Source organism: Streptomyces sp. NPDC006261 (assembly GCF_040613515.1).
Classification (GTDB): Bacteria; Actinomycetota; Actinomycetes; order Streptomycetales; family Streptomycetaceae; genus Streptomyces.
Window position 1 is genome coordinate 14,882 of sequence record NZ_JBEXSI010000064.1, and the last position, 22,383, is coordinate 37,264.

Sequence of the window (22,383 nt, forward strand, 5' to 3'; positions counted from 1 at the left end):
TTCACCCTCCGTCGGAGACCCCGGCCGCCACCCGCGCCCCCGCCGCCCGCAGCGCTTCGACCGCGGCGCGCACGGAGGGGCGGCGGTCGGCGTCCGTGCGCCAGACGGCGTGGATGTGGCGCCGCATGGTCTGCCGCACCGGCACCAGACAGACTCCCCCGGGGACGGGGCCCCGGCCCAGTCTCGGTGCGACGCAGACACCGAACCCTGCGGCTATCAGGGCGAGTTGCGTGTGATGCTCACCGGCCAGGTGGGAGATACGCGGCTCGATGCCCCGGGAGCGCAGGGTGAACATGAGCCACTCGTAACAGAATTCACCCTCGGGCCAGGAGACCCACTCGTCCTGGGCGAAGTCCTCCAGATCCGCCTCCGCGCGGCCGGCCAGCGGATGCCCGGCCGGCATGGCGATGTCCGGCGCGTCATCGAGGAGTTCGGCCTTGGTCAGGCCGCCGGGCACGGGCAGCCGCTTGTTGCTCCAGTCGAGCACCACAGCCACGTCGACATCGCCCCGCAGCACCGCCTGGAGCCCCTGCTCGGGCTCCAACTCGCGCGTACGCACTCTCAGTTCGGGGTGGTCCGCGCGCAGGGCGGTGAGCGTGGCGGGCAGCAGTCCGCGTGCCGCCGTGGGGAACGCGGAGAGCGTCACCTCGCCGACCACCTCACCGCGCTGGGCCTCGATGTCGGACTGGGCCAGCTCCACCTGCGACAGGATGCGTGCGGCGTGGTCCGCGAGCAGCCGGCCGGCGTCGGTGAGGCGGACGCCCCGGCCGTTCTTGGCGAGCAGCTGCTGACCGACCTCGCGCTCCAGCTTGGCCATCTGCTGCGAGACCGCCGATGTCGTGACATGCAGCCCCCCGGCGGCTCCGCTCACCGAGCCGTGCCGGGCGAGGGCGTCGAGGGTGCGTAGCCGCTCCAGATTCAACACGTAAGCGATGCTACGCGAACCAGCACAGAAAGTCTCGCTTGTTCTTATCAGTGCTGTTCGTCATCGTTGCCCCATGAGCGCCCCCTGCCCGCAGCCCGCCGCCCCCGCGGCCGCCTCCCTGCCCCCGGCCCCTCTCCCAGCCACCGGCGCTACCCGGCGCCCGGCCGCGGACTGGCGGATCCGATTCGCCGCGCTCTCCCTGATCTGGGGGTTCAGCTTCCTGCTCATCAAGGTGGGCACCCAGGGGTTCGCTCCGTTCCAGGTCACGCTCGGCAGGCTGCTGGCGGGGACCGCCGTCCTGGCCGTCGCGATGGCGATGCGCCGTGAGCGGCTGCCACGCCCGGCCCGGACCTGGGGTCACATCGCCGTGGCGGCGTTCTTCCTCAACTCCCTGCCGTTCTCCCTCTTCTCCTACGCCGAGCTGACGATCCCCTCCACCCTCGCGGGCATCTGCAACGCCACCTCGCCCTTGTGGGGCATGGCCCTCTCGGTGGTCGCCCTCTCCGAGGACCGCCCGACCCGCCGCCGCGTCGCCGGCCTGGGCGTCGGCTTCCTCGGGGTGCTGACCGTCCTGGGCGCCTGGCAGGGCTTCTCCGGCCTGGACCTGCCCGGTACGGGGATGGCGCTGCTGGCCTCGTTCAGCTACGCGGTCGGCTGGATCTACGTCCGCCGTACGCTGGCCGGGACCGGCTCCTCGACGCTGACGCTCACCGGCAGCCAGCTCTTCGTCGGGACGCTGCAACTGGCCGTGGTGACTCCGGTGTTCACCTCCGCGCCGAACACGTTCCCCCTGCTGCCCACGCTGTCGGTACTGGCGCTCGGCGCGCTCGGTACGGGTCTTGCGGTGCTGCTCCAGTACGGACTGGTCCAGGAGGTGGGCCCGACGACCGGGCAGATGGTCACCTACTTCATCCCGGTGATCGCCACCGCGGCGGGCGTCGCCCTGCTCGGCGAGCAGCTGAGCTGGAACACTCACGCGGGCGCGGTGATCGTGCTTGCCGGGGCGGCCCTCACCCAGAGCCGCCCGCCGGCCACCGCCCAGGCCCGTACCGCGGGGGACCGGACGAAGCGCCTCGGCCGGACCTGACCGGCACGTACGCCAGGCACCCGCGGGACGCCTCAGCCGTACGTCACCGGCCGGGCGGGCCCGGCCGCCGCCGCCACCGCGTCCGCCAGCGGCCCGATGTCCGCCGCTGTCAGCGGGGACACGGTGAGCCGCACCGCCTGGGGCGTGCCCATCCGGAAGCGCGCTCCGGGTGCCACGGCCCAGCCCGCGTGGAGCAGCCGGGCGACGGCCCCGGTCTCGTCGCTGACGGGCACCCACACGTTCATCCCGCTGCGCCCGCGGGCCGCCACCCCCCGCTCCGCCAGGGCATGGACGAGGGCGTCGCGGCGCTCCCCGTAGGACCGGGCGACGGCGGTGGTGTCGACGGCGTCCGAGGTCCACAGGTGCAGCACGGCACGCTGGAGCAGCCGGCTCACCCAGCCGGGCCCCAGCCGCTGCCGGCCCGCCACCCGGTCGACCGTGACCGCGTCGCCGGTGAGGACGGCGACCCGCAGGTCGGGGCCGTACGCCTTGGCCGCCGACCGGACGAACGCCCAGTGGTCCGTGGCCCCGGCTAGCGGGTGCAGCGGCAGGTCGACGATGGCGTGGCCGTGGTCGTCCTCGATCAGCAGCACGCCGGGGTGGTGGGCGAGGACGGCCTTGAGCTCGCGGGCGCGCCGCTCGCTCACCGAGGCGCCGGTCGGGTTCTGCGCCCGGTCGGTGACGACGAGCGCCCGCGCCCCGGCCCGCAGCACCCGCTCGACGTCCGCGACGAGCGGCCCGTCGTCGTCCACCCCGACCGGCACGGCGTGCAGCCCGAGCGCCGGTACGAGGTCGAGGACGCTGCCCCACCCCGGGTCCTCCACCGCCACCGCGTCGCCCGGCCTCAGGTGCGCCGCGAGCACCCGCTCGATGGCGTCGAGGGCGCCCGAGGTCACCGCGACGGGCCCCTCGGGCACCCCGTCGGCGTCCATCGCGGTACGCGCGTACGCGGCGAACTCCCCGACCACGGGCGCCTCCCCGTACAGCCCCGGGCTCTCGGCACGGACCCCGGCGGCGGCGAGCGCCGGTCCGAGCTCCGGCAGCAGGGCCGGATCGGGGTTGCCCTCGCCGAGATCACGTACGCCCGGCGGCGCCTCGATGCGCAGGGAGCCGCGGGACGTGCCGGCCGGACGTGGCCGCACCCTGCTCCCCCGGCGGCCCGCAGTCTCGATCACTCCGCGCTCGCGCAGCGTCCGGTAGGCGGCCGCCACCGTGTTCGGGTTGACCTCCAGGCGCGCGGCCAACTCCCGCATGGGGGGCAGCGCCTGACCGGGCGCGAGGTCTCCGGAACCGACCCCGCGCTCCACACTGGCGGCGATCTCCGATGCACGCCGCCCACTGATCCGATACTCTCCTAGCACAAACAGCAGTATGCACTAGTGCAATGAGACCCACAAGGGAGTACGTCATGCAGGACACCGCCCCGCCCAGCACGGGCCCCGGCGTCGCCGCCCCCTACTCACCCACCGACCGCACGGTACCCACACGGGCCAAGGAGCGCGCCTCCTACGACCGGGACCTGGTCCACTCGATACTCGACGCGGCCTACGTCTGCCACCTCGGCTTCGTCCGGGACGGGGCGCCGGTCGTGCTGCCGACCCTGTTCGGCCGGGTCGGGGAGCGCCTGTACGTCCACGGGTCGACCGGCTCCCGCCCGCTGCGGAACACCCGGGCGGCGGACCCGGGGCTGCCGGTCTGCCTGACCGTCACCCATGTCGACGCCCTGGTGCTGGCCCGGTCCGCCTTCCACCACTCGCTGAACTACCGCTCCGTGGTGGTCCACGGCACCGCCGCCACGGTGACGGACCCCGAGGAGCGGCGCATCGCCCTCGACGCGATCGTCGACCAGGCCGTCCCCGGCCGCTCCCGGGACGCGCGCCCGGCCAACGCCAAGGAGCTGGCCGCCACGGCGGTGATCCGGCTGGACCTGGACGAGGTCTCCGCGAAGGTCCGCACCGGGGGCCCCAACGACGAGCCCGAGGACCTCGCCCTTCCCCACTGGACCGGGACCGTGCCGCTCACCCGGGGCTACGCGCAGCCGGTCCCGGCGGACGACCTGGACCCGGCCGTCGGCGTACCGGACTACCTCCGCGCGCTCTGATCCGCCCCCGAACCTCCGCGCGCTGCGATCCCGCCGGGGCCACCTCCGCGCGCCCCGGCCCCCGGCCCGGACCGCCTCCGCGTGCTCCGCCCCGGCCCGGGCCGCTACACCGCCAGGCCTTCGGCTTCCCTCCGGCGCGTGACCGCGGCGCCCCGCGCCTCGGCCAGGGCCAGCCCGGTCACGGCGGCCAGCAGGAGCAGGGTGCCGAGGACGGTGGCGGGCGTCAGCCGCTCCCGCAGGACGGTCACCGCGATGAGCGCGGCGCTCACCGGCTCCAGGAGCATGATCACGGAGACGGTGGCCGAGCGGACGGCGGCGGCACCCGCGAAGTACAGGGCGTACGCGAGGGCGGTGGGCACCGCCGCCACGTAGACCAGCAGCCACAGCACCTGTCCCGTCTCGGCGGTGTGCGGCACGAGGCCCTCGGCCGCGGCCATGGGCAGCAGCCCCACCGCTCCGATGCCGAACGCCCAGGCGCTGGTGGTGAGCGCGTCACCGCCGCCACCGTCCCGCCCGAGCCATCGGGTGAGCAGGGTGATCGCCGCGTACCCGGCGGCCGACAGGAGCGCGAGCAGCACTCCGGCCGGGACGACGTCGCCGCCCTCGCCACCCAGGACCAGCACGGCCAGACCGGCCAGGGCCCCGGTCACGGCGGCCAGGCCGCCCCTGCCGAGGTGTTCGCCCAGCATCAGCCGCGCGCCGACCGCGATCAGGACGGGCCCGGCGCCGAGCGTGACGACGGTGCCGACGGCGAGGCCGGTGGCGTCCACCGCCGCGAAGTACGCGCTCTGGAACACGGTGAGACCGACACCCGTGCCCAGGATGCGCAGCAGCCGGCGGCGCCGGGGTTCGGGCCGTCGGGGGGCGCGGCGGGGGCGCAGGGCCAGCGCCCCCGCCAGCAGGACGAGGCCGCCGGCGCAGCGCCAGAAGGACAGGGCGAGGGGGCCGAGATCGCTGACCCGGAAGATCAGGGAGGCGGCCGCCCCGGCGGTGCCCCAGGCAACTCCGGCGACGACGAGATACAGCAGGCTCCGCCCGACGGGCAGCCCGGAAACAGGGGTGGTGGGCATATGACTACTCCAGAGGAGGACAGGGTGGTGGTCGCTCGGCTCCGCACGCGGGCAGCGACGAACCGCTCGGGAACTGCCCGAGCCCGGTCTTCGTCAGGAGTGGCCGCGCGCGCTAGGCGACAGGCGGCGGAAGCACAGTCAGATGCATGACCGGCACATTAATGCGAAGCCCTCCCGGCGGACAACTCACTACCGGCGGCACCGGCCCCCGCGCCCGTACCCGTACCCGCGGCGACGGGCCCCGACGGCGGCTTGGGCGCGGCCGACTGCGCAATGAACGCACCGGTCAGGACGACGAAGCCGCCGATGAGCTGCGGGGCGGAGAGGTGCTCGCCGAGGAGCACCCAGGCCAGCACGGTCGCGATGACCGCCTCCAGGCAGGCGACGACCCCGGCGACCTGCGGCGAGAGCATCCGGACGGAGACGACGCCGCTGCCGTACGCGAGCACGGTGGCGATCAGCACGATCCAGCCGAGCAGCAGCCAGGCGGGGACCCCGGTGCCGTTCATCCCGGCGGTACCGCCGAGCAGCGACCAGTCCATGCCCCAGGGGCGCGCCACGACGGTGAGGACGAGGGCGCCGACGATCAGGCCGTAGGCGATGACGCCGAGCGGGGGCGGAGGTTCGACGCGCCGCCCGTCGCCGCCCTTGCCCTCCTGGCCGCCGTGGTCGGAGAGGACGAAGTAGCCGACCTGGCAGCAGGCGGCGCCGAGGGCGAGCAGCAGCCCGAGGGCGTCGAAGCTGAGCCCGGCCCAGATCTCGACCACACAGGCGAGGCCGCCGACCGCCAGCACCACGCCCAGCGCCGCGGCCCGGGTGACGGGCCGCCGCTGGACGAACCGGACCCAGCCGAGGACCAGGGCGGGGGCCAGATACTCGACGAGGAGCGCGACGCCGACCGGAATACGGGAGATCGCGGCGAAGTAGCAGGCCTGTACACCGGCCACGGCGAAGAGCCCGAACCCGGCCAGCAGCGCGGGCCGCTCACGTACCAGGTTCCGGTGACGCCAGGCGACCGGCAGCATGATGAGAGCGGCGCCCGCCACCCGGAGCCACACCACGTGCAGCGGGTCGAGCCCCGCCTCGATCAGTGGCTTGGCGGCGACCCCCGAGCCGCCGAAAGCGAAGGCCGAAAGCAGGGCGAGCCCCAGGCCGGCGCTTCGTTTCTGAGTATCCCGAGACGCGTGCATCGGCACATCATGACAGCAGCCGACAGCACCGTCACCTCTGTGACACCTGTCGAGACACGTCGCCCATACGCTCCCCCGCACACCCCCCGAAACACTCCGTCCGTTTCCCCTTACCGAGACACCCCCGCCGTACGCTCCACCGCACGCCCCGACAACCACCGCGCGTCCACGCCCGCCCGGCCCAGCACCTCCGCCGCGCGGCACTCGCCGTCAGCGGCCAGTGCGGCGAGGAGATCGAGCCCGCGGGCGCGCGGCTCCCCGCGCTGCCCGGCGCGATGCAGCGCATCGTCCATCGCGGTGGCGGCCGACGGCGACCAGCCGCCCGCGACAGGGTCCCGTACGACGGGAACGGCCCCCGAGTCCTCCACCGACCCCTGCCAGCGGAGCCCGTAACCGATGCTGCGCTGCACGAGGTAGCCGAGGACCTTCGCCAGCTGCGGTCCGCCGTCGAAGGCCTCGCGGACCTCGGGGTCGCTCTCGATGAGGGAGTGCAGCAGGTGGGCGGTGTCGATCTGCCGGTCGCCGTCCCGCAGCGCACGCCTGCGCGCGCCCGTCACCACCGAGGCCAGTTCGACGGTGAGTCCGGCGTCGGCTCCGACGGGGTGCGGGGCGGGCTGTTCAGGGATCCTCGGCGTCCGGTTTTGCACTACTCCACCCCATCAGTCCCCGGGCGGCGAAGCATCGGCGGAGCGGCCCATTCACGCGTCCCACCCAAGTTGGGCACGCCGGAGCATCACCTCATCCCTGCGGATGAGATCGCGCCACGGCGTACAACCATCGCCCTCGGGGGGGGCGCGCCGCCTTGCGCCGCACTCCCCCGGGCAACCGCCACCCCCCGCGCGCACGTCATTCGAGTCACAGCACGCAACAGCACGCATCGGCTCCGGGCGGAGGGAACCACGGGTGTTCTGGATGGTCGCTCTGCTCGCGCAGGACGGGATGCAGTACGTCTACCGCGTGTACGCACCGGACGACGCCCTGCCCGCCGATCTGTTCTGGGCCGCGTTCCACTGCCACGACGAGGGCCCGCACCCACGCGCGTCGGACCATTTCGACGCGGCGGAGATCTGGCGGAATCCGGCAGCACCGGCAAATCTGACTGTGCGTCAGTATTGAATGTCGAAGCCCCTGCCGTTACGTTCCGCGGCACCGTAACCGGACGAACCAGGGGTGGTCGCATGGCCGAAGTCAGCGCTGAGGCACGCATCGGAGCGCCCGCCGGGAAGGTCTGGGCGCACCTGACGGACTTCTCGTCGTACGGCGAGTGGAACGCCACCCACACCAGCTTCCCCAAGGGTGGCCCGGCGGCACTGGAGCGGGGGGCCGCCTACGAGGAGGACATGAAGCTCATGGGCTTCCCCGCCGAAGCGATGTGGACGGTCGACGAGCTGGAGGACGGCCGGATGCTGGCGACCCGGGGCAAGGGCCCGATGGGGGTCGACCTGGCCATGCGCTACGCCCTGACCCCGTCCCCGGACGGGGACGCCACCGTGGTGCGCATCGAGGGCGAGTTCACCGGCGCGGCGGTCTCCCTGATGGGCGGCAAACTCAAGGACTCCGCCACGGCGGCGCTTCAGGAGTCCCTGCGCAAGCTCGACGGCCTGGTCACTGCCTGACGATCACCACACGGACGTGGCAGGGCCCCGCTTCACGGGCCCCTGCCGCGTCGGCGACGGGACCACCTGCCCCGTGCTCGTCGGCGAATCGGGTACTGCTTCTTACGGGCGTCGCTGATGACGGTCAGCGCCTTCTGCCGCTGATCGGCCGAGGCGGTCTTCCAGACCTGCCGAACGCCTCCGTCAGCCCGAAAGCGGCCTCGCGGATCTCGCTCAAGCCCTCCCGGTCCGCGCCGCGCGCGGCCTCCTCCGGGGCCCCGGGAGCGGACCGGGCCTCACCGCGCCCGGAGTCGGTGAGCGAGAACAGCTTCCTGCCGCCCTCGCGCGCGCTGAGGATCAGCCCTTCCTCCTCCAGCAGCTGGAGTGTCGGGTGGACCGAACCGGGGCCGGGCTTCCACTCCCCACCGCTGCACTCGCCGGTCTCCTGGATCATCTCGTACCCGCGCATCGGCCGGTCGTCCACCAGGGCCAGGATCGACGCGCGCGCATCGACGCGCCCCGCCCTGCCCCGGCCTCCACCCCGGCCGCACCCGCCACCGAAGGGACCGCCGCCGAACGGCGGCCGACGTACCGGAAGCTGCCGGCTGGCCAGGCGCTGCCCCCCGGTCGGCGCCCAGGCGTCGGCCGGCGGCCGTAATCACCTTTCGCCTCCCGCCGCCGAGCGCTAACGTTCGGGCCGACGAGTGACCCCCGAGGGAAGCGGTGAGGCATGCCCGGTCGTCCGAGCGCGCGTTGACGTCGTAGGCCGAGACCGGCCCGTCATCGCGTGCTGCCCCTGAGGTCGCGGCACAGCGAGCCCTTCACCCGCCCGAAGCCCGGGTGCGCCTTCGCGCGCCGGGTCGGCGGTCCTCGTTCCGGCAACCCCAGGGGTCTTCGTGCCGTCCCCCTCCCCCGGCTCCTCCGCGTCACCCTCCGTGTGGCGGGACGCCGACTTCCGCAGACTCTGGGCGGGCCAGACGGCCTCCCAGCTCGGCGAACACACGACGCTCATCGTCCTGCCGCTCTTCGCCGTCCTGGCACTCGACGCCGGCGAGGGCCAACTGGGCGCCCTCCGTGCCGCGGGGCAGGCACCCATCCTGTTGCTCTCGCTCCTCGCCGGGGCGTGGGTCGACCGGTGGCGGGCCCGCACAGTGATGGTGCTGGCGGACGCCGCCCGGGCCGTGGCGCTGGGCGCGGCAGCCGTGGCCGGTCTCCTCGGGCTGCTCGGCCTGCCCGCGCTGTTCGTGGTCGCCTTCACCGTGGGAGCTCTGTCCGTCCTGTTCGACGTCGCCTATCAGGCCTCCCTGGTACGGCTGGTGAGGCGCGATCAGCTCCTGCAGGGCAACAGTGCGCTGGAAGGCAGCCGGTCCGCCGCACAGATCGGCGGTCCCGCGCTCGGCGGAGCACTGATGTCGCTGCTCTCTGCGCCGGTCGCCGCAGCCTCCGGCGCCCTCGTCTTCGCGGTGTCGTTCGCAACCCTCCGGCGGATCCGCCGGGCAGAAGCCGTACCGGGGCGCCACGAGCGCGCCCCTCGGGTCCGGCACCGGATCCGGGACGGCCTGCGCTTCGTCGCCGGGCGCCCCCTGCTCCGGGCCGTCTGCCTCGCCTCGGCCGCCTTCCAGTTCTCCTTCGCGGCCACGATGACCGTCTACCTGCTTTTCCTCCCGCGCGAACTGCACCTGCCGGGCGCCACCGTCGGCCTCGCCCTCGCGGCAGCCGGCCCGGGCGCGCTCCTCGGCTCGATCCTGGCCGCGCGGCTGCCGGGCCGGTACGGCCATGGCGTGGTGCTCGTGTCCGCCGCGGTGATCGGCAACGCCGCCCTGCTGTGGGTACCTGCACTGCACGGCTCCTCGGCGGTGACGGTGGCCGCGCTCCTGGCGGTCAACTTCGTGTTCGGGACCTTCAGCCAACTGGTGAACGTCACCGTCATGTCGGTGCGGCAGGCCGTCACCCCGGCCAACATGCAGGGCCGCGCGGCCGCGACGATCACCTTCGTCGGCATGGGTTTCACCCCGCTCGGCTCGCTGCTCGGCGGCCTCCTCGCGCAGGAGTGGGGGCTGCGCACCAGCCTCCTGGTGACGGCAGCGGGCATGATGCTGTCCCCGGCCGTGATGGCCGCGTCCCCGCTCGTCCGCCTGGGACGGAGACTCCCGCCATGACGGGCGGCAGCGCCCCTGCTCCTGACTCGCCGACGCGCCCCGGACGAGAGGGCCAGGAACCCCGGATTGGCCTTGGTCCGTTGCCACGCGGCCGCTCTACGGTCGCCCCATGAGGATTCGTATCGTCGACGCGTTCACCGACCGCCCCTTCTCCGGCAACCCCGCAGGTGTCCTCCTGCTGGAGTCCGCCGCCTTCCCGGACGCCGAACGGCTCCAGGAGATCGCCACCGAGGTCAACCTCTCCGAGACCGCCTTCGCCCACCCCCTGCCACCGGGCGGCGAGGCCGACTGGGCGCTGCGCTGGTTCACCCCGGCCACCGAGGTCGACATGTGCGGTCACGCCACGCTCGCCACCGCGCACGTCCTGCACACCACGGGGCGGGCCACCGGCACCGTACGCTTCACCGCACGCTGCGGGATCCTCACCTCCACCGCCCACCCGGACGGCTCCCTCACCCTCGACTTCCCCACCGCCCCCCTGCTCGAGGAGACCGCACCGACCGGGCTCGCCGGGGCACTGGGAGCGGAGCCGGTCTCGGTCCACGACACCGGCGAGCACATCGGCGACCTGCTCGTGGAGCTGCGCGACGAGGCGACCGTACGGGCTCTCACCCCGGACTTCGCCGCCCTCGTGGCCCACTCGCGGCGCGGCGTCATCGCCACGGCCGCCGCCGAGGACCCCGCCCGCGGCTACGACTACGTCTCGCGCGGCTTCTTCCCCGGTGTCGGCATCGACGAGGACCCGGTGACGGGCAGCGCCCACACCGCGCTGGCCCCGTTCTGGTCGGCCCGCTTCGGCCGGGACGACCTCACCGGGCTGCAGGCGTCGGCCCGCTCGGGGCTCGTACGCACCGCGCTGCGCGGCGAGCGCACCCTGCTGACGGGCGCAGCGGTCACCGTCATCGACGGAGAGCTGCTGACGGCTTTCTGATCGGCGGGGCGGCGTACAGGACCCTCTGCGCCGCCCCCCTTCCCCCTCTCACGGCGTCGGCAGCCAGTCCACCTTCCCCGCCAGGAGCGCGTACCCCACGAACGCCCCGATGTCGAGCAGCGTATGGGCGACGACCAACGGCCCCACCCGCCCCCAACGCCGGTACAGCAGCACGAAGACGACGCCCATCACCATGTTGCCGATGAAGCCGCCGATGCCCTGGTACAGATGGTACGAGCCACGCAGCACGGAGCTGGCCACCAGGGAGGCCATCGGTGACCAGCCCAGCTGGTCCAGCCGCCGCAGCAGGTAGGCGACGACGATGACCTCCTCCACCACGGAGTTCTGCGCCGCGGAGAGGATCAGTACGGGGAACTTCCACCAGACGTCGGGCAGCGACTCCGGTACGACGGTGAGGTTGAAGCCACTCGCCCTGGCGACCAGGTAGAAGGCGAGCCCGGCGCTGCCGATACCCGCCGCGATGAGCGTCCCGCGACCGAGGTCGAACCAGGGCCTCGTGCGGTCGAATCCGATGGTCCGCAGGCCCGCCCCCTCCCTGATCAGCAGGTGCGCCACCAGGGCGACCGGCACCAGGGCCGTTGCGATTCCGAACATTTGCCACGCCAGATCCAGCCATGGACGTCCCGGGGCGTACGAACCGTTGAGCGTCGCCGCCTGATCCTTCAAACCCCCCGGTTTCGTCAGCGATCCGACAAAACTGATGAGCGCGGAGACCGCACTCGCGCCCAGGGAGAGCGCCAGGACCAGAATCGTCTCCGACCGCAAGATCCCTCGCGATAGGCCCTCTTGAGGATAGGAATCAGCCACGTGCCCCGCCTTCACCGCTCCACCTGCCTTTTGTTCTGCAATCGCGTCTCATCCCGCCCACCGTCCCGCTAGGGTCTCGAATGCAGGTACGAAGATCATGCGCGACAGGCCGGGGGACGCCCACCATCGCCGGTGGGGAGGTCCCCCTTTTCATCGTTCATCGTTCGTCTTCAGGGGGGCACCACCGACATGGGACGTCACAGCTTGCCCGACGCCTACGCGCCGGAGGAACGCGGGGACGCGTCCCCCCGGCGCCGGCATCGCACCGTCGCCATCGCCACGCTGCTCGTCCTCGCGGTGGCGACGGGAACGGGGGTGGCGGTCAAGGGCGGCCTGCTGTCGTTCTCCGAGTCCTGCGAGGACTCCGCCGTGCACCTGTCCCTGGCCGCCTCCCCGGACATCGCGCCGGCGGTCCGGGACATAGCCGAGCAGGCCCTCGCGGACGAGGTGAGATCCGACGGCCACTGCCTCGACGTGGAGGTGGTGGCCCGCGACTCCTACAAGGTGGCCGACGCGCTCGCGGGCGGCGGCGATGCCCCGGACTTCCAGGTCTGGCTGCCCGACTCCGACCTCTGGCTGGACCGGGCCGAGGGGCTCGGCACGGGCACCCCCATCTCCCCCTCGGACTCGGTGGCCTCCTCACCGGTGGCTCTCGCCATGGTGCCGTCCGCGTCGGATCGGCTGGGCTGGCCGAAGAAGACGTACTCGTGGGCCGAGCTGGTCGGCGCCGCCCTCCAGTCGGACAAGGTCCGCCTCGGCGCGGCCGACCCGGCGCGCAGCGCCACCGGTCTGCTGGCCCTCACCAGCATCGGCGGCTCGTCCGCGCGGCAGGGCGGGGACAGCGACACCAGGGTCGCGGAGACCGCGAAGGTGCTGGCCGAGCGGATGTCGGACAGCGACGCGCTGGTGCTGGGGACCCTGGCACGGAGCGGCTCCGGCGCCGAGGAGGGCAATCCCAAACGTAACCAGGCGGTCCTCATATCCGAGCAGGCCGCCTTCGCGCACAACGCGGAGGCGACCGGTGGCGGCAGGCTGAACCTCTTCTACCCGCAGGACGGCACCCCGCTGCTCGACTACCCGTACACCCTGGTCGACGAGGAGAAGCTGACCCTCGCCCAGTCCCGGGCCGCCCTGCGCTTCATGACCCTGCTCAACGACAAGAACTCGCGGGCCGTGTTCGCCCGGTACGGGTTCCGCCCCTCCGACGGAGCGGCCGAGGACACCATGGTCGCGTCGGCGGGCGGCAAGTCTCCGCAGCCGTACGCCGCTTCGGCGGCCGAGGCACCGTCGGCGAAGGACCTCCAGGAGATGCTGGGTATGTGGACGATCACCGTCCAGAGCGCCCGGCTGACCACGGTGGTCGACGCCTCGGGTTCCATGGCCACGCTCGTGCCGGGGCGCAGTCAGTCCCGGATGGACGTCACCAAGGAATCCCTCATCCAGGCGCTCACCCAGTTCACCGCGGACGACGAGATCGGCCTGTGGGAGTTCGCCACCACGCTGGACGGAGAGAAGGACTACCGCAAGCTCATGCCGACCCGCCGGCTGGGCGACCCGGCCCAGGGAGGCTCCACCCACCGGGAGAAGCTCTCGGCGGCGTTCGCCGGGCTGCAGCCCGTGCCGGGCGGGGCGACCGGGCTGTACGACACCACGCTGGCCTCGTACAAGGAGGCCCGGTCGGCTTATGTGAAGGGCAAGTTCAACGCCCTGGTGGTCCTCACCGATGGTTCCGACCAGGACGAGAACGGCATCTCCCGAAGTGCGCTGATCGCTGAGCTCAAGGAGCTCGCCGATCCCGAGCGTCCCGTTCCGGTCATCGCCATCGCGGTGGGCCCGGACGCCGACCGCGAGGAGGTGGCCGAGATCGCACGGATCACGGGGGGCGACGGGTACGAGGTGAGCGACCCGGCGGAGATCCAGGCCGTCATCCTCCAGGCCATCATGACGGCCGGGCAGAACGGACGCGCCGCGCAGGAGTGAGGGCGGCGTCCCGACCGGAACGCCGCCCCCGTCCTCGTGCGGAAGCGCGTGCCCCCGCACGGAAGCACGCCGCCGTACGAGCCTGCCTCAGGGTGCCGGGAACCCCACCGGCCAGGTGTGCACCGGTTCCCCGGCGTGCATCAGCTCGGCGTAGCGCCGGGTGGTCGCCGCCAGCGCCGCCTCCGGGCCGAGCCCGGCCTCCAGCGCCCGGTGGTACGTGGCGACCTGCCAGGAGGCCCCGTTGACCCGCCGCTTGCAGCGCTCCTCGATGACCCCGAGGTAGCGGTCGCGGTCGACGGGCTCGATGTGCCAGGCATCAAGACCGGCCGCGGCCAGCGGGAGCAGCTCCTCCCGAACGAGCTGTACGGCGGGGATCCTGGCCAGTCCACCGGCGCGGCCGGAGCGCGGCCAGAGCAGTTCGGCATCGATGCCGTGGCGGCAGGCCTCGGTGAAGTTCTCGGCCGCGGCCTCGAACGGCAGCTTGCTCCACACCGGCCGGGACTCCTCGGCGAGCGCCCGGACGAGTCCGTAGTAGAAGGCGGCGTTGGCGATCACGTCCGTGACGGTCGGCCCGGCCGGCAGGACCCGGTTCTCCACCCGCAGGTGCGGGACGCCGCCGGCCATCCCGTACACCGGGCGGTTCCAGCGGTAGACCGTCCCGTTGTGCAGGACCAGCTCGGCAAGCTCCGGCACCCCTCCCTCGTCGAGGACCCGCAGCGGCTCCTCGTCGTCGCAGATGGGGAGCAGCGGCGGGAAGTAGCGCAGGTTCTCCTCGAAGAGCTCATAGGCGGAGGTGATCCACCGCTCCCCGAACCAGGTCCTGGGCCGCACCCCCTGGTTCGCCAGCTCCGGCGGCCGTACGTCGGTGGCCTGCTGGAACAGCGGGGGACGGGACTCCCGCCAGAGCTCCTTGCCGAAGAGGAACGGGGCGTTGGCGCCCAGCGCGATCTGGACGGAGGCGATCGCCTGGGCGGCGTTCCACACGTCCGCGAAACGCGCGGGCGTCACCTGCAGATGCAACTGGACCGAGGTGCAGGCGGATTCGGGGGCGATCGAGGGCGAGGAACAGACCAGGTGATCGACGCCTTCGATATCCAGGGTGAAATCCTCCCCCCGGGCCGCCGCCATTTGGTCGTTGAGCAGGGTGTAGCGGTCCACGTCCGAAAGATTCGCCGAGACCACGTCGTGCTCGCCGAGCGTGGGCAGGATTCCGATCATGACGATCCCCGCGTCCACCTCACCGGCCTTGCGGTGGGCGTAGGCGAGACCGGTCCGCAACTCCTCCGAGAGCTGATCGAATACCCGGCCGCCGAGCCGGTGCGGAACGATATTTACTTCCAGATTGAACATCCCGAGTTCGGTCTGGAAATCCCGGCTCGCGATGCGCTGGAGCACTTCCTGATTCATCATCCGGGGCATGCCGTCGGAGCCCGCGAGATTCAGCTCTATCTCCAGCCCCATCAGGTTTCGGGGACGGTCGAACCTCCGCTCCGCCAGGAGTCTGCCCAGCCCCTCCAGGCACTGGTTCAGCTTGGTGCGGTATGCCTGCCGATCGGACAGGTCAACGGCTCCCGCCACGACCTTCTCCCCCATCGAGGGGTCCCTCCTCCAGTGGTCGGCCCGCCGACCGGGCCGCGCGCATCACGATCGATAATGCCCAGTGGGAGTGATCCGTAACGCCCCACAGGCGCCCGGAAACCCGGTAGGCTGGTTGACGGAGACCGGGGGCACATTCCCGGGGCACCCGGCGAGCGGCATTTTCACCAGGAGAGTGCGTGGTGGAAACACCGACGAGTTTCGGCCTACCGCTCCGCCGAATGAGGCGCAGACCGGAGCCGAAAACGGCCGATCAAATCACCAGGAAAACCGCATTTCCAAGTCCGGATGTCGCCTTGCGCGAAATATCCCCGGCAGCTAGCGGAAACACTGGGTGAACACGTGTCGTATAAACTTCGCCTGACGAGGCAGAGAGTTGACGCAACCGGCCCGTCATAGGCCTCCTCTGGCCCCGCACGCCGACAGCGCCGTCTGCACCCGCCCACGCATCACCGTGTCTCCAAGTGAGAGGCGACCCACTATGCCGCTGCATGTCCCCTCGGCTCCCGCGCCCGCCCTGCGCAGTGTTCTCGCGGCCCTCGGTTCTCCCACCGCGGTCCGCGAGGCTCGCACATCCGCTCTCCGGTCCGTCCAGGGACCGCTCAGCCCCGAACTGCCGCTTCCCGTGCACGTCCTGGACCGGATCGCTCCGACCAGGACCGCACCTAGAACCCGCCTCGCGGCCTGGCGCTTCCTGATCCGGAGCGAAGGCCGGGCGATCGCCGCCGCGGACACCCTGCTCACGCCGGACGGCTGGAGCTTCTCGCACTTCTTCGAGGGCCCCTATCTCGCCTCGACGGAGCTCGCGGTCCGCCAGGCGGAGGCCTCACCCACGGCGTACCAGGCGAGACTTCTCTCCATCCCCGAGCTGTACATGCTCACCCTCTGGCTGCACGACAACCCCGACGACGGCGCCGCTGACGCCTCCGGCGGGGTACTGGCCCCGACCGACGTCCTGGTACCCCTGGCGCCGGCGCCACCGGGCATCGCAGCGCACCGGCCGCACCGGGTCGCCGATCTGCTGCCCGTCATGACCCTGCGCGTGGCACCCGGCCCGCTGCTCAGCTCCGCCTGACCGGCGGCCGAGGACGACCGGCCCCCGTGGTGACCCGAACGCCTCGTGACGGAACGGGTCATGACGGGGGCTCCCCCTTACCCACTCGGACTAGCCCGTACCGGCCACCCCGAACCACCCGAAGGGACAGTGCAGTTGCGGTGAACCGTCCGCGCGGGTGATGCGTCATGAGAGGAGTACGGGAGCTGCAGCGAAATCCCTGCGGAATCACCCCCGTAGGGCAACACTGGGACCGGACCGACTGATACGGGGGCGGCCATGAACCTCTCATCCAGCCGCAGGACACTCGACTCGACGCAGCGAAAGAACCCATCCATGTGCCAGCACCAGCCACCCTGCCCCACCGCCGACTCCCCCGACAGGGAGGCGGCCCGCCTGACGGCACACCACCCGGAACAGGGCTGGAGCCTTCTGTGCAACGGTGTCCTGCTCTTCGAGGACACCGGCGAGCTACTGCCGGACGGGCAGATCATCGCACCGCACCGGCCGCCGGCGGCGGGCCGCGTGGTGAAAGCCGCCTGAGGGCGGACGGAACAGCGCTGTACGGAGAAGGGGCCGGCCCGGGGAGATCCCCGCACCGGCCCCGACGCATGTCAGGCGTATGCCCCTGAGCGTCAGTTGTCGTACTCCTCCAGCGGCGGGCAGGAGCAGACCAGGTTGCGGTCGCCGAAGGCACCGTCGATACGACGGACCGGCGGCCAGTACTTGTCCGCGGCGGACACCCCGGCCGGGAAGACGGCCTCCTCGCGGCTGTAGCCGTGGTCCCAGTCGCCGCCGAGCGCGGCCGCCGTGTGCGGGGCGTTGGCCAGCGGGTTGTCGTCCGCGCTCCACTCGCCGGAGGCGACCTTCTCGATCTCGGCGCGGATCGCGATCATGGTGTCGCAGAACCGGTCGAGCTCGGCCAGGTCCTCGCTCTCGGTCGGCTCGATCATCAGCGTGCCGGCCACCGGGAACGACATGGTCGGCGAGTGGAAGCCGTAGTCGATCAGGCGCTTGGCGACATCGTCGATGGAGACGCCGGTCGCCTTGGAGATCGGCCGCAGGTCCACGATGCACTCGTGCGCGACCAGTCCGGCCGGGCCGTTGTACAGGATCGGGAAGTGCGGCTCCAGGCGCTTGGCGATGTAGTTGGCGGCCAGCACGGCGACCTGTGTGGCCCGCTTGAGCCCCTCGCCGCCCATCAGGCGGACGTACGCCCACGAGATCGGCAGGATGCCCGCCGAGCCCCACGGGGCGGCCGAGATCGGGCCCACGCCGGTCTCCGGGCCCGCGGCGGGCTGGAGCGGATGGCTGGGGAGGTACGGGGCGAGGTGCGCGCGGACGCCGACCGGGCCGACGCCGGGGCCGCCGCCGCCGTGCGGGATGCAGAAGGTCTTGTGCAGGTTCAGGTGGGAGACGTCGCCACCGAACTTGCCGGGCTTGGCGAGCCCGACCAGTGCGTTGAGGTTGGCGCCGTCGACGTAGACCTGGCCGCCCGCGTCGTGCACCTCGCCGCAGATGTCGGCGACGTGCTCCTCGAAGACCCCGTGCGTGGAGGGGTAGGTGATCATGAGCACCGCCAGCTCGTCGCGGTACTGCTCGATCTTGGCCCGCAGGTCCGCGATGTCGACCTCGCCGTCGTCGGCGGTCTTCACCACGACGACCTTCATGCCCGCCATGACCGCGCTCGCGGCGTTGGTGCCGTGCGCGGACGAGGGGATCAGGCAGACGGTGCGCTGGTCGTCGCCGTTCGCCCGGTGGTACGCCCGGACCGCCAGCAGGCCGGCGAACTCGCCCTGGGAGCCGGCGTTCGGCTGGATGGAGACGGCGTCGTAACCGGTGACCTCGGCGAGGCGCTCCTCCAGCTCACGGATGAGCGTGAGGAAGCCCTGCGCCTGCTCGGCCGGGGCGAACGGGTGCAGCGCGCCGAACTCGGGCCAGGTGATGGACTCCATCTCGGCGGTCGCGTTCAGCTTCATGGTGCAGGAGCCGAGCGGGATCATGCCGCGGTCCAGCGCGTAGTCCCGGTCGGCGAGCTTGCGCAGGTAGCGCAGCATCGCCGTCTCGGAGCGGTGCTGGTGGAAGACGGGGTGGGTCAGGATGTCGTCGGAGCGCAGCAGCGCATCCGGCAGCGCGTCGGCGGCCGAGCCGTCCAGCGCCTCGATGTCGGCGTCGGCGCCGAAGGCGGCCCAGACGGCGGAGAGCTGGGCCCGGGTGGTGGTCTCGTCGCAGGCGATGGAGACGTGGTCGGCGTCGACACGGCGGAGATTGACCCCGCGCTCGCGGGCATCCGCGACGATCTCCGCAGCCTTGCCGGGCGCCTTGACGGTCAGGGTGTCGAAGAAGGCTCCGTGCACGACGTCGGCTCCGGAGGCACGCAGACCCTCGGCGAGGATCGTGGCGTAGCGGTGGGTGCGCCGGGCGATCGTGCGCAGTCCGTCGGGGCCGTGGTAGACGGCGTACATCCCGGCCATGACGGCGAGCAGCACCTGAGCCGTACAGATGTTGCTGGTGGCCTTCTCGCGGCGGATGTGCTGCTCGCGGGTCTGCAGGGCGAGGCGGTAGGCCCTGTTGCCGTCCGCGTCGACGGAGACGCCGACGAGGCGGCCGGGCAGGGAGCGGGCGAACTTCTCGCGGACCGCCATGAAGCCGGCGTGCGGACCGCCGAAGCCCATCGGAACGCCGAAGCGCTGGGTGGTGCCGACCGCGATGTCCGCGCCGAGCGCGCCGGGCGAGGTGAGCAGCGTGAGGGCCAGCAGGTCGGCGGCGACGGTGACGATCGCGCCCAGGTCGTGGGCCTGCTCGATGACGGGCTCGATGGCCCGCACGGCACCGGAGGCGCCCGGGTACTGGAGCAGGACGCCGAAGACGCCGCGCTCGGCGATCTCGGCGGGGATGCCGTCACCGAGGTCCGCGACGACGACCTCGACGCCGGTCGGCTCGGCGCGGGTCTGGATCACCGCGATGGTCTGGGGCAGGGTGTCGGCGTCGATCAGGAAGACGCCGTTCTTCACCTTGCCGACGCGCCGGGCGAGCGCCATGGCCTCGGCGGCCGCGGTGCCCTCGTCGAGCAGAGAGGCGCCGGAGGTGGGCAGCCCGGTCAGCTCGGCGACCATCGTCTGGAAGTTGAGCAGCGCCTCCAGGCGGCCCTGGGAGATCTCCGGCTGGTACGGCGTGTAGGCCGTGAACCACGCGGGGTTCTCCATGACGTTGCGCAGGATGACGGGTGGCGTGAAGGTGCCGTAGTAACCGAGGCCGATCATCGGGGCGAGCACCTTGTTGCGGTCGGCCAGCGACCGCAGCTCGGCGAGCACCTCGGCCTCGGTGCGCGCCGAGGGAAGGTTCAGGGCCTCCGCACTCTTGATCACGTCGGGCACCGCGGCGGCGGTCAGCTCGTCGAGGGAGCCGTAGCCGACCTGGGCGAGCATCTTCGCCTGGGCTCCGGCGTCGGGCCCTATGTGGCGCTGCTCGAACGGAATGCCCTGCTCCAGCTGGGAGAGCGGAGTGCGACGGGGGGTCATGGTGGAGGCCTCCTGGTCTGTCACGACCTGCGAGGGGCACCACGGCGCGGGTGCCCGAACGGCCTCCCCCTCTGTCATCTCAACCTGAGAGCTTCACCGGCCCGCCCGGGGGCGTGCCGACTTTCACCGTCGGTGAGGGTCCGGTCCGTCCCGGCATGTGCCCGCACGAACCCGCCCTGCTTTCCAGAGTGACCTCGTCCGCGCGGTACGGGGGCCTGAGAGATTCCGGGGAGGATTTGCTCCTTCGGCGCCTCCGGATTCCGCACCGGAGGACTCTCCCGCACGGGGTCAGCAGCCACCTGCCAGCCTACCAGCGGCCATCCCCGTGGAGTTCTCGAGTGGCCGACGCCACGGATCTGCACTTGTCTGGTGCTGGTGGAGCGACAGGGGATCACCCTGAAGTGACAGGGGACCACCCTTGAGGCAGTGGCGACCAGTGGGAGGCACCGTGCAGACCGACATCGATCCGCGCCGCCTGATCGGCCGCAAGGCCTTCGACCGCAAGGGCACCAGGATCGGAACGGTGGATGAGGTCTATCTCGACGACGCGACCGGCGTGCCCGAGTGGGCGGCCGTCCGCACCGGCCTGTTCAGCCGGGACGCCTTCGTCCCGCTGGAACCCAGCGAATTCGTCGAGGACGAGCTGCGGGTCCCGTTCGACCGCGCGCTGATCAAGGGCGCCCCGGACTTCGGCGTCGGCCGGCACCTCTCCCCGGAGCAGGAGCTTCAGCTCTACCGCCATTACGGCCTGGACTCCCCGCCGGCGGCGGAGACCGGCCCCGACCGTGACTTCGGCAGACTGGCCGGCCAGGAGGAGTAGTCGACCGGGTCGCGGACCAGCGGCATGGGATCGGCCGGGCTCAGCTCCGGATCGTCGATCCGGAACGTGACGACCCGGCCGACCGGCCCCCCGGGCTCCTCGAACCGGACCGTCACCCGGCCCACCCCGCTCCCCTGCACCCAGCCGTGTCCGAGCACCGCGTGGCGTACGTCGTGTCCGGCGGGCCAACGCCGGGCGGCGAGCTGCTCGGCGCCCTCCCGCGCGGGCTCCTCGTCCGCCGGCCCCCCGCCCTCTTCGGCGACCGGCTTCTCGGGTGCCTCGGACCGCGCCGCCAGCTCCCGGGCGTCCGCGGCCTGCGCGAACAGATCCTCCTGCGTGAAGTCCGCGAGCCCCGTGACACCCACGCCCAGGAGCCGTACGCCCCCGGTGGTGTCCACCGCCTCCAGCAGCCTCGCGGCCGCCTCACGGACCACCGTGGGGTCGTCCGTGGGGCCTCTGAGGGTCTCGGAGCGGGTCAGGGTGGAGAAGTCGTAGCGGCGCACCTTCAGCACCACCGTGCGCCCCGACCGGTCGGCGGACCGCAGCCGCTCCACGCACCGCACGGCCAGCCGCTCCACCTCGGCGCGCACCCGCACCCGGTCGTGCAGGTCCACATCGAAGGTGTCCTCGACCGATACGGACTTGGCGTCCCGCTCGGCGACCACCGGCCGGTCGTCGAGCCCGAGCGCCATCCGGTAGAGCCCGTGGCCATGCGCCTTGCCGACCAGCCGTACGAGCTCCGCCTCGCCCGCCTCCGCGAGATCGTGGACGGTGGTCATCCCGGCGCGCCGGAGGTGGTCCCCGGTGGCGGGCCCGACGCCCGGCAGCGTCCGTACGGACAAAGGCGCCAGGAGCTCGCGCTCGGTGCCCGGCTCGATGAGCACCAGGCCGTCCGGCTTGGCCTGCTCGGAGGCGATCTTGGCGAGCATCTTCGAACCGGCGAGCCCGACCGACCCGCTCAGCCCGGTCACCTCCCGGATGGCGGTACGCAGCCGCTCCCCCGTCCTCCGGGCCGAGACCGCGCTGTCCGCGACCCCGCCCGCCTCCAGGTCGACGAAGGCCTCGTCCAGGCTCAGCGGCTCCACCAGCGGCGATAGCCGCCCCAGGAGCTCCATCACCTGCTCGCTCACCGACCGGTACAGCGAGAAACGGGGCACCAGATAGGCAGCGTTCGGCGCCAGCCGTCTGGCCTGGGCCGTCGGCATCGCGGAGTGCACCCCCAGGAGCCGTGCCTCGTACGAGGCGGTCGCGACGACCCCACGGGGGCCGAGGCCGCCAACCACGACCGCCTTCCCGCGCAGGCTGGGCTTGGCCGCCTGCTCCGCCGAGGCGTAGAAGGCATCCATGTCCAGGTGGAGGATGGTCGGCGCGGGTCTCACACCTTCGATGCTGCCCTACGCCACTGACAACGGATCGGCCCGGCACTCCGCGGAGTGCCGGGCCGATACGGATACGGTAGATAGGTATATCAAAACATTTTAAAACACAGACAAAATCACAAAAATCGTTTTTGGGGTTTTGGGTGT

General features: G+C 72.2%; 19 protein-coding genes, 1 pseudogene and 1 riboswitch. Of the genes and pseudogenes, 10 read left to right on the top strand and 10 right to left on the bottom strand.

What is annotated here, in order from left to right; genetic code table 11:
- Position 1 precedes the first annotated feature (1 nt).
- Complete coding sequence (locus ABZ154_RS29820) at positions 2-925, bottom strand: LysR family transcriptional regulator (RefSeq protein WP_356837484.1); 924 nt, start codon at positions 923-925, stop codon at positions 2-4.
- A 73-nt stretch (positions 926-998) separates the two neighbouring features.
- Here ABZ154_RS29820 and ABZ154_RS29825 point away from each other — a divergent pair, with 73 nt between their 5' ends.
- A complete protein-coding gene (locus ABZ154_RS29825; RefSeq protein WP_356837485.1) occupies positions 999-2,012 on the top strand; it encodes a DMT family transporter in 1,014 nt (337 codons plus the stop codon).
- 32 nt (positions 2,013-2,044) lie between these two features.
- On the opposite strand, the gene ABZ154_RS29830 is transcribed toward ABZ154_RS29825, so the two are convergent.
- Entirely contained in the window at positions 2,045-3,373 is a 1,329-nt protein-coding gene (locus ABZ154_RS29830; protein ID WP_356837486.1) for an aminotransferase class I/II-fold pyridoxal phosphate-dependent enzyme, read from the bottom strand.
- Positions 3,374-3,420: 47 nt separating this feature from the next.
- Between ABZ154_RS29830 and ABZ154_RS29835 the strand changes: the two genes are divergently transcribed.
- Entirely contained in the window at positions 3,421-4,113 is a 693-nt protein-coding gene (locus ABZ154_RS29835; protein ID WP_356837501.1) for a pyridoxamine 5'-phosphate oxidase family protein, read from the top strand.
- Between the two features lie 104 nt (positions 4,114-4,217).
- On the opposite strand, the gene ABZ154_RS29840 is transcribed toward ABZ154_RS29835, so the two are convergent.
- The 3 genes from ABZ154_RS29840 to ABZ154_RS29850 all read right to left on the bottom strand — a co-directional run bounded on the left by ABZ154_RS29840 (position 4,218) and on the right by ABZ154_RS29850 (position 7,020).
- Positions 4,218-5,183 carry an EamA family transporter gene (locus ABZ154_RS29840; RefSeq protein ID WP_356837487.1) on the bottom strand — a complete coding sequence of 322 codons (966 nt, stop codon included), beginning with the start codon at positions 5,181-5,183 and terminating at the stop codon, positions 4,218-4,220.
- A gap of 158 nt (positions 5,184-5,341) precedes the next feature.
- Positions 5,342-6,373: an EamA family transporter gene (locus ABZ154_RS29845; protein ID WP_356837488.1), complete on the bottom strand. Its 1,032-nt coding sequence runs from the start codon at positions 6,371-6,373 to the stop codon at positions 5,342-5,344.
- A gap of 110 nt (positions 6,374-6,483) precedes the next feature.
- Positions 6,484-7,020: a Clp protease N-terminal domain-containing protein gene (locus ABZ154_RS29850; protein WP_356837489.1), complete on the bottom strand. Its 537-nt coding sequence runs from the start codon at positions 7,018-7,020 to the stop codon at positions 6,484-6,486.
- A 256-nt stretch (positions 7,021-7,276) separates the two neighbouring features.
- On the opposite strand from ABZ154_RS29850, the gene ABZ154_RS29855 reads away from it, so the two are divergent.
- Entirely contained in the window at positions 7,277-7,489 is a 213-nt protein-coding gene (locus ABZ154_RS29855) for a hypothetical protein (protein WP_356837490.1), read from the top strand.
- A gap of 62 nt (positions 7,490-7,551) precedes the next feature.
- On the top strand, positions 7,552-7,989 hold the full coding sequence (locus tag ABZ154_RS29860; RefSeq protein WP_356837491.1) for an SRPBCC family protein: 438 nt from the start codon (positions 7,552-7,554) through the stop codon (positions 7,987-7,989).
- 32 nt (positions 7,990-8,021) lie between these two features.
- Here ABZ154_RS29860 and ABZ154_RS29865 read toward each other — a convergent pair.
- Positions 8,022-8,551: pseudogene (locus tag ABZ154_RS29865) on the bottom strand (PadR family transcriptional regulator); the annotation flags it as partial.
- A 313-nt stretch (positions 8,552-8,864) separates the two neighbouring features.
- On the opposite strand from ABZ154_RS29865, the gene ABZ154_RS29870 reads away from it, so the two are divergent.
- Positions 8,865-10,127 (top strand): MFS transporter, encoded by a 1,263-nt coding sequence (locus tag ABZ154_RS29870; protein ID WP_356837492.1) that lies wholly within the window; start codon positions 8,865-8,867, stop codon positions 10,125-10,127.
- 109 nt (positions 10,128-10,236) lie between these two features.
- Positions 10,237-11,058 carry a PhzF family phenazine biosynthesis protein gene (locus ABZ154_RS29875; protein WP_356837493.1) on the top strand — a complete coding sequence of 274 codons (822 nt, stop codon included), beginning with the start codon at positions 10,237-10,239 and terminating at the stop codon, positions 11,056-11,058.
- Between the two features lie 48 nt (positions 11,059-11,106).
- On the opposite strand, the gene ABZ154_RS29880 is transcribed toward ABZ154_RS29875, so the two are convergent.
- A complete protein-coding gene (locus ABZ154_RS29880; RefSeq protein WP_356837494.1) occupies positions 11,107-11,886 on the bottom strand; it encodes a CPBP family intramembrane glutamic endopeptidase in 780 nt (259 codons plus the stop codon).
- 189 nt (positions 11,887-12,075) lie between these two features.
- Between ABZ154_RS29880 and ABZ154_RS29885 the strand changes: the two genes are divergently transcribed.
- Complete coding sequence (locus tag ABZ154_RS29885) at positions 12,076-13,866, top strand: substrate-binding and VWA domain-containing protein (protein WP_356837495.1); 1,791 nt, start codon at positions 12,076-12,078, stop codon at positions 13,864-13,866.
- Positions 13,867-13,953: 87 nt separating this feature from the next.
- On the opposite strand, the gene ABZ154_RS29890 is transcribed toward ABZ154_RS29885, so the two are convergent.
- Positions 13,954-15,459: a glutamate--cysteine ligase gene (locus tag ABZ154_RS29890; protein ID WP_356837496.1), complete on the bottom strand. Its 1,506-nt coding sequence runs from the start codon at positions 15,457-15,459 to the stop codon at positions 13,954-13,956.
- A gap of 484 nt (positions 15,460-15,943) precedes the next feature.
- On the opposite strand from ABZ154_RS29890, the gene ABZ154_RS29895 reads away from it, so the two are divergent.
- On the top strand, positions 15,944-16,537 hold the full coding sequence (locus ABZ154_RS29895; protein WP_356837497.1) for a hypothetical protein: 594 nt from the start codon (positions 15,944-15,946) through the stop codon (positions 16,535-16,537).
- Positions 16,538-16,852: 315 nt separating this feature from the next.
- On the top strand, positions 16,853-17,059 hold the full coding sequence (locus ABZ154_RS29900) for a DUF5999 family protein (RefSeq protein ID WP_352242175.1): 207 nt from the start codon (positions 16,853-16,855) through the stop codon (positions 17,057-17,059).
- 92 nt (positions 17,060-17,151) lie between these two features.
- Here the strand turns inward: ABZ154_RS29900 and gcvP are convergent, their stop codons facing one another.
- The gene (gene gcvP / locus ABZ154_RS29905) at positions 17,152-20,037 is read right to left on the bottom strand and encodes an aminomethyl-transferring glycine dehydrogenase (protein WP_356837498.1); all 2,886 of its coding nucleotides are present in this window, start codon (positions 20,035-20,037) and stop codon (positions 17,152-17,154) included.
- 193 nt (positions 20,038-20,230) lie between these two features.
- Positions 20,231-20,328: riboswitch (glycine riboswitch) on the bottom strand.
- A 157-nt stretch (positions 20,329-20,485) separates the two neighbouring features.
- Between gcvP and ABZ154_RS29910 the strand changes: the two genes are divergently transcribed.
- Positions 20,486-20,857, top strand: a complete 372-nt coding sequence (locus tag ABZ154_RS29910; RefSeq protein ID WP_356837499.1) for a PRC-barrel domain-containing protein — start codon at positions 20,486-20,488, stop codon at positions 20,855-20,857.
- On the opposite strand, the gene ABZ154_RS29915 is transcribed toward ABZ154_RS29910, so the two are convergent.
- Positions 20,779-22,236, bottom strand: coding sequence for a DNA polymerase IV (locus ABZ154_RS29915; RefSeq protein WP_356837500.1), 1,458 nt, complete (start codon positions 22,234-22,236; stop codon positions 20,779-20,781). The genes ABZ154_RS29910 and ABZ154_RS29915 overlap by 79 nt on opposite strands.
- Positions 22,237-22,383: the final 147 nt, after the last annotated feature.

Coding starts and splice junctions, on each gene's coding strand:
- gcvP (WP_356837498.1), bottom strand. CDS start 20,037: ATGACCCCCCGTCGCACTCCGCTCTCCCAGCTGGAGCAGGGCATTCCG.
- ABZ154_RS29895 (WP_356837497.1), top strand. CDS start 15,944: ATGCCGCTGCATGTCCCCTCGGCTCCCGCGCCCGCCCTGCGCAGTGTT.
- ABZ154_RS29840 (WP_356837487.1), bottom strand. CDS start 5,183: ATGCCCACCACCCCTGTTTCCGGGCTGCCCGTCGGGCGGAGCCTGCTG.
- ABZ154_RS29890 (WP_356837496.1), bottom strand. CDS start 15,459: ATGGGGGAGAAGGTCGTGGCGGGAGCCGTTGACCTGTCCGATCGGCAG.
- ABZ154_RS29885 (WP_356837495.1), top strand. CDS start 12,076: ATGGGACGTCACAGCTTGCCCGACGCCTACGCGCCGGAGGAACGCGGG.
- ABZ154_RS29860 (WP_356837491.1), top strand. CDS start 7,552: ATGGCCGAAGTCAGCGCTGAGGCACGCATCGGAGCGCCCGCCGGGAAG.
- ABZ154_RS29875 (WP_356837493.1), top strand. CDS start 10,237: ATGAGGATTCGTATCGTCGACGCGTTCACCGACCGCCCCTTCTCCGGC.
- ABZ154_RS29825 (WP_356837485.1), top strand. CDS start 999: ATGAGCGCCCCCTGCCCGCAGCCCGCCGCCCCCGCGGCCGCCTCCCTG.
- ABZ154_RS29900 (WP_352242175.1), top strand. CDS start 16,853: ATGTGCCAGCACCAGCCACCCTGCCCCACCGCCGACTCCCCCGACAGG.
- ABZ154_RS29835 (WP_356837501.1), top strand. CDS start 3,421: ATGCAGGACACCGCCCCGCCCAGCACGGGCCCCGGCGTCGCCGCCCCC.
- ABZ154_RS29845 (WP_356837488.1), bottom strand. CDS start 6,373: ATGCACGCGTCTCGGGATACTCAGAAACGAAGCGCCGGCCTGGGGCTC.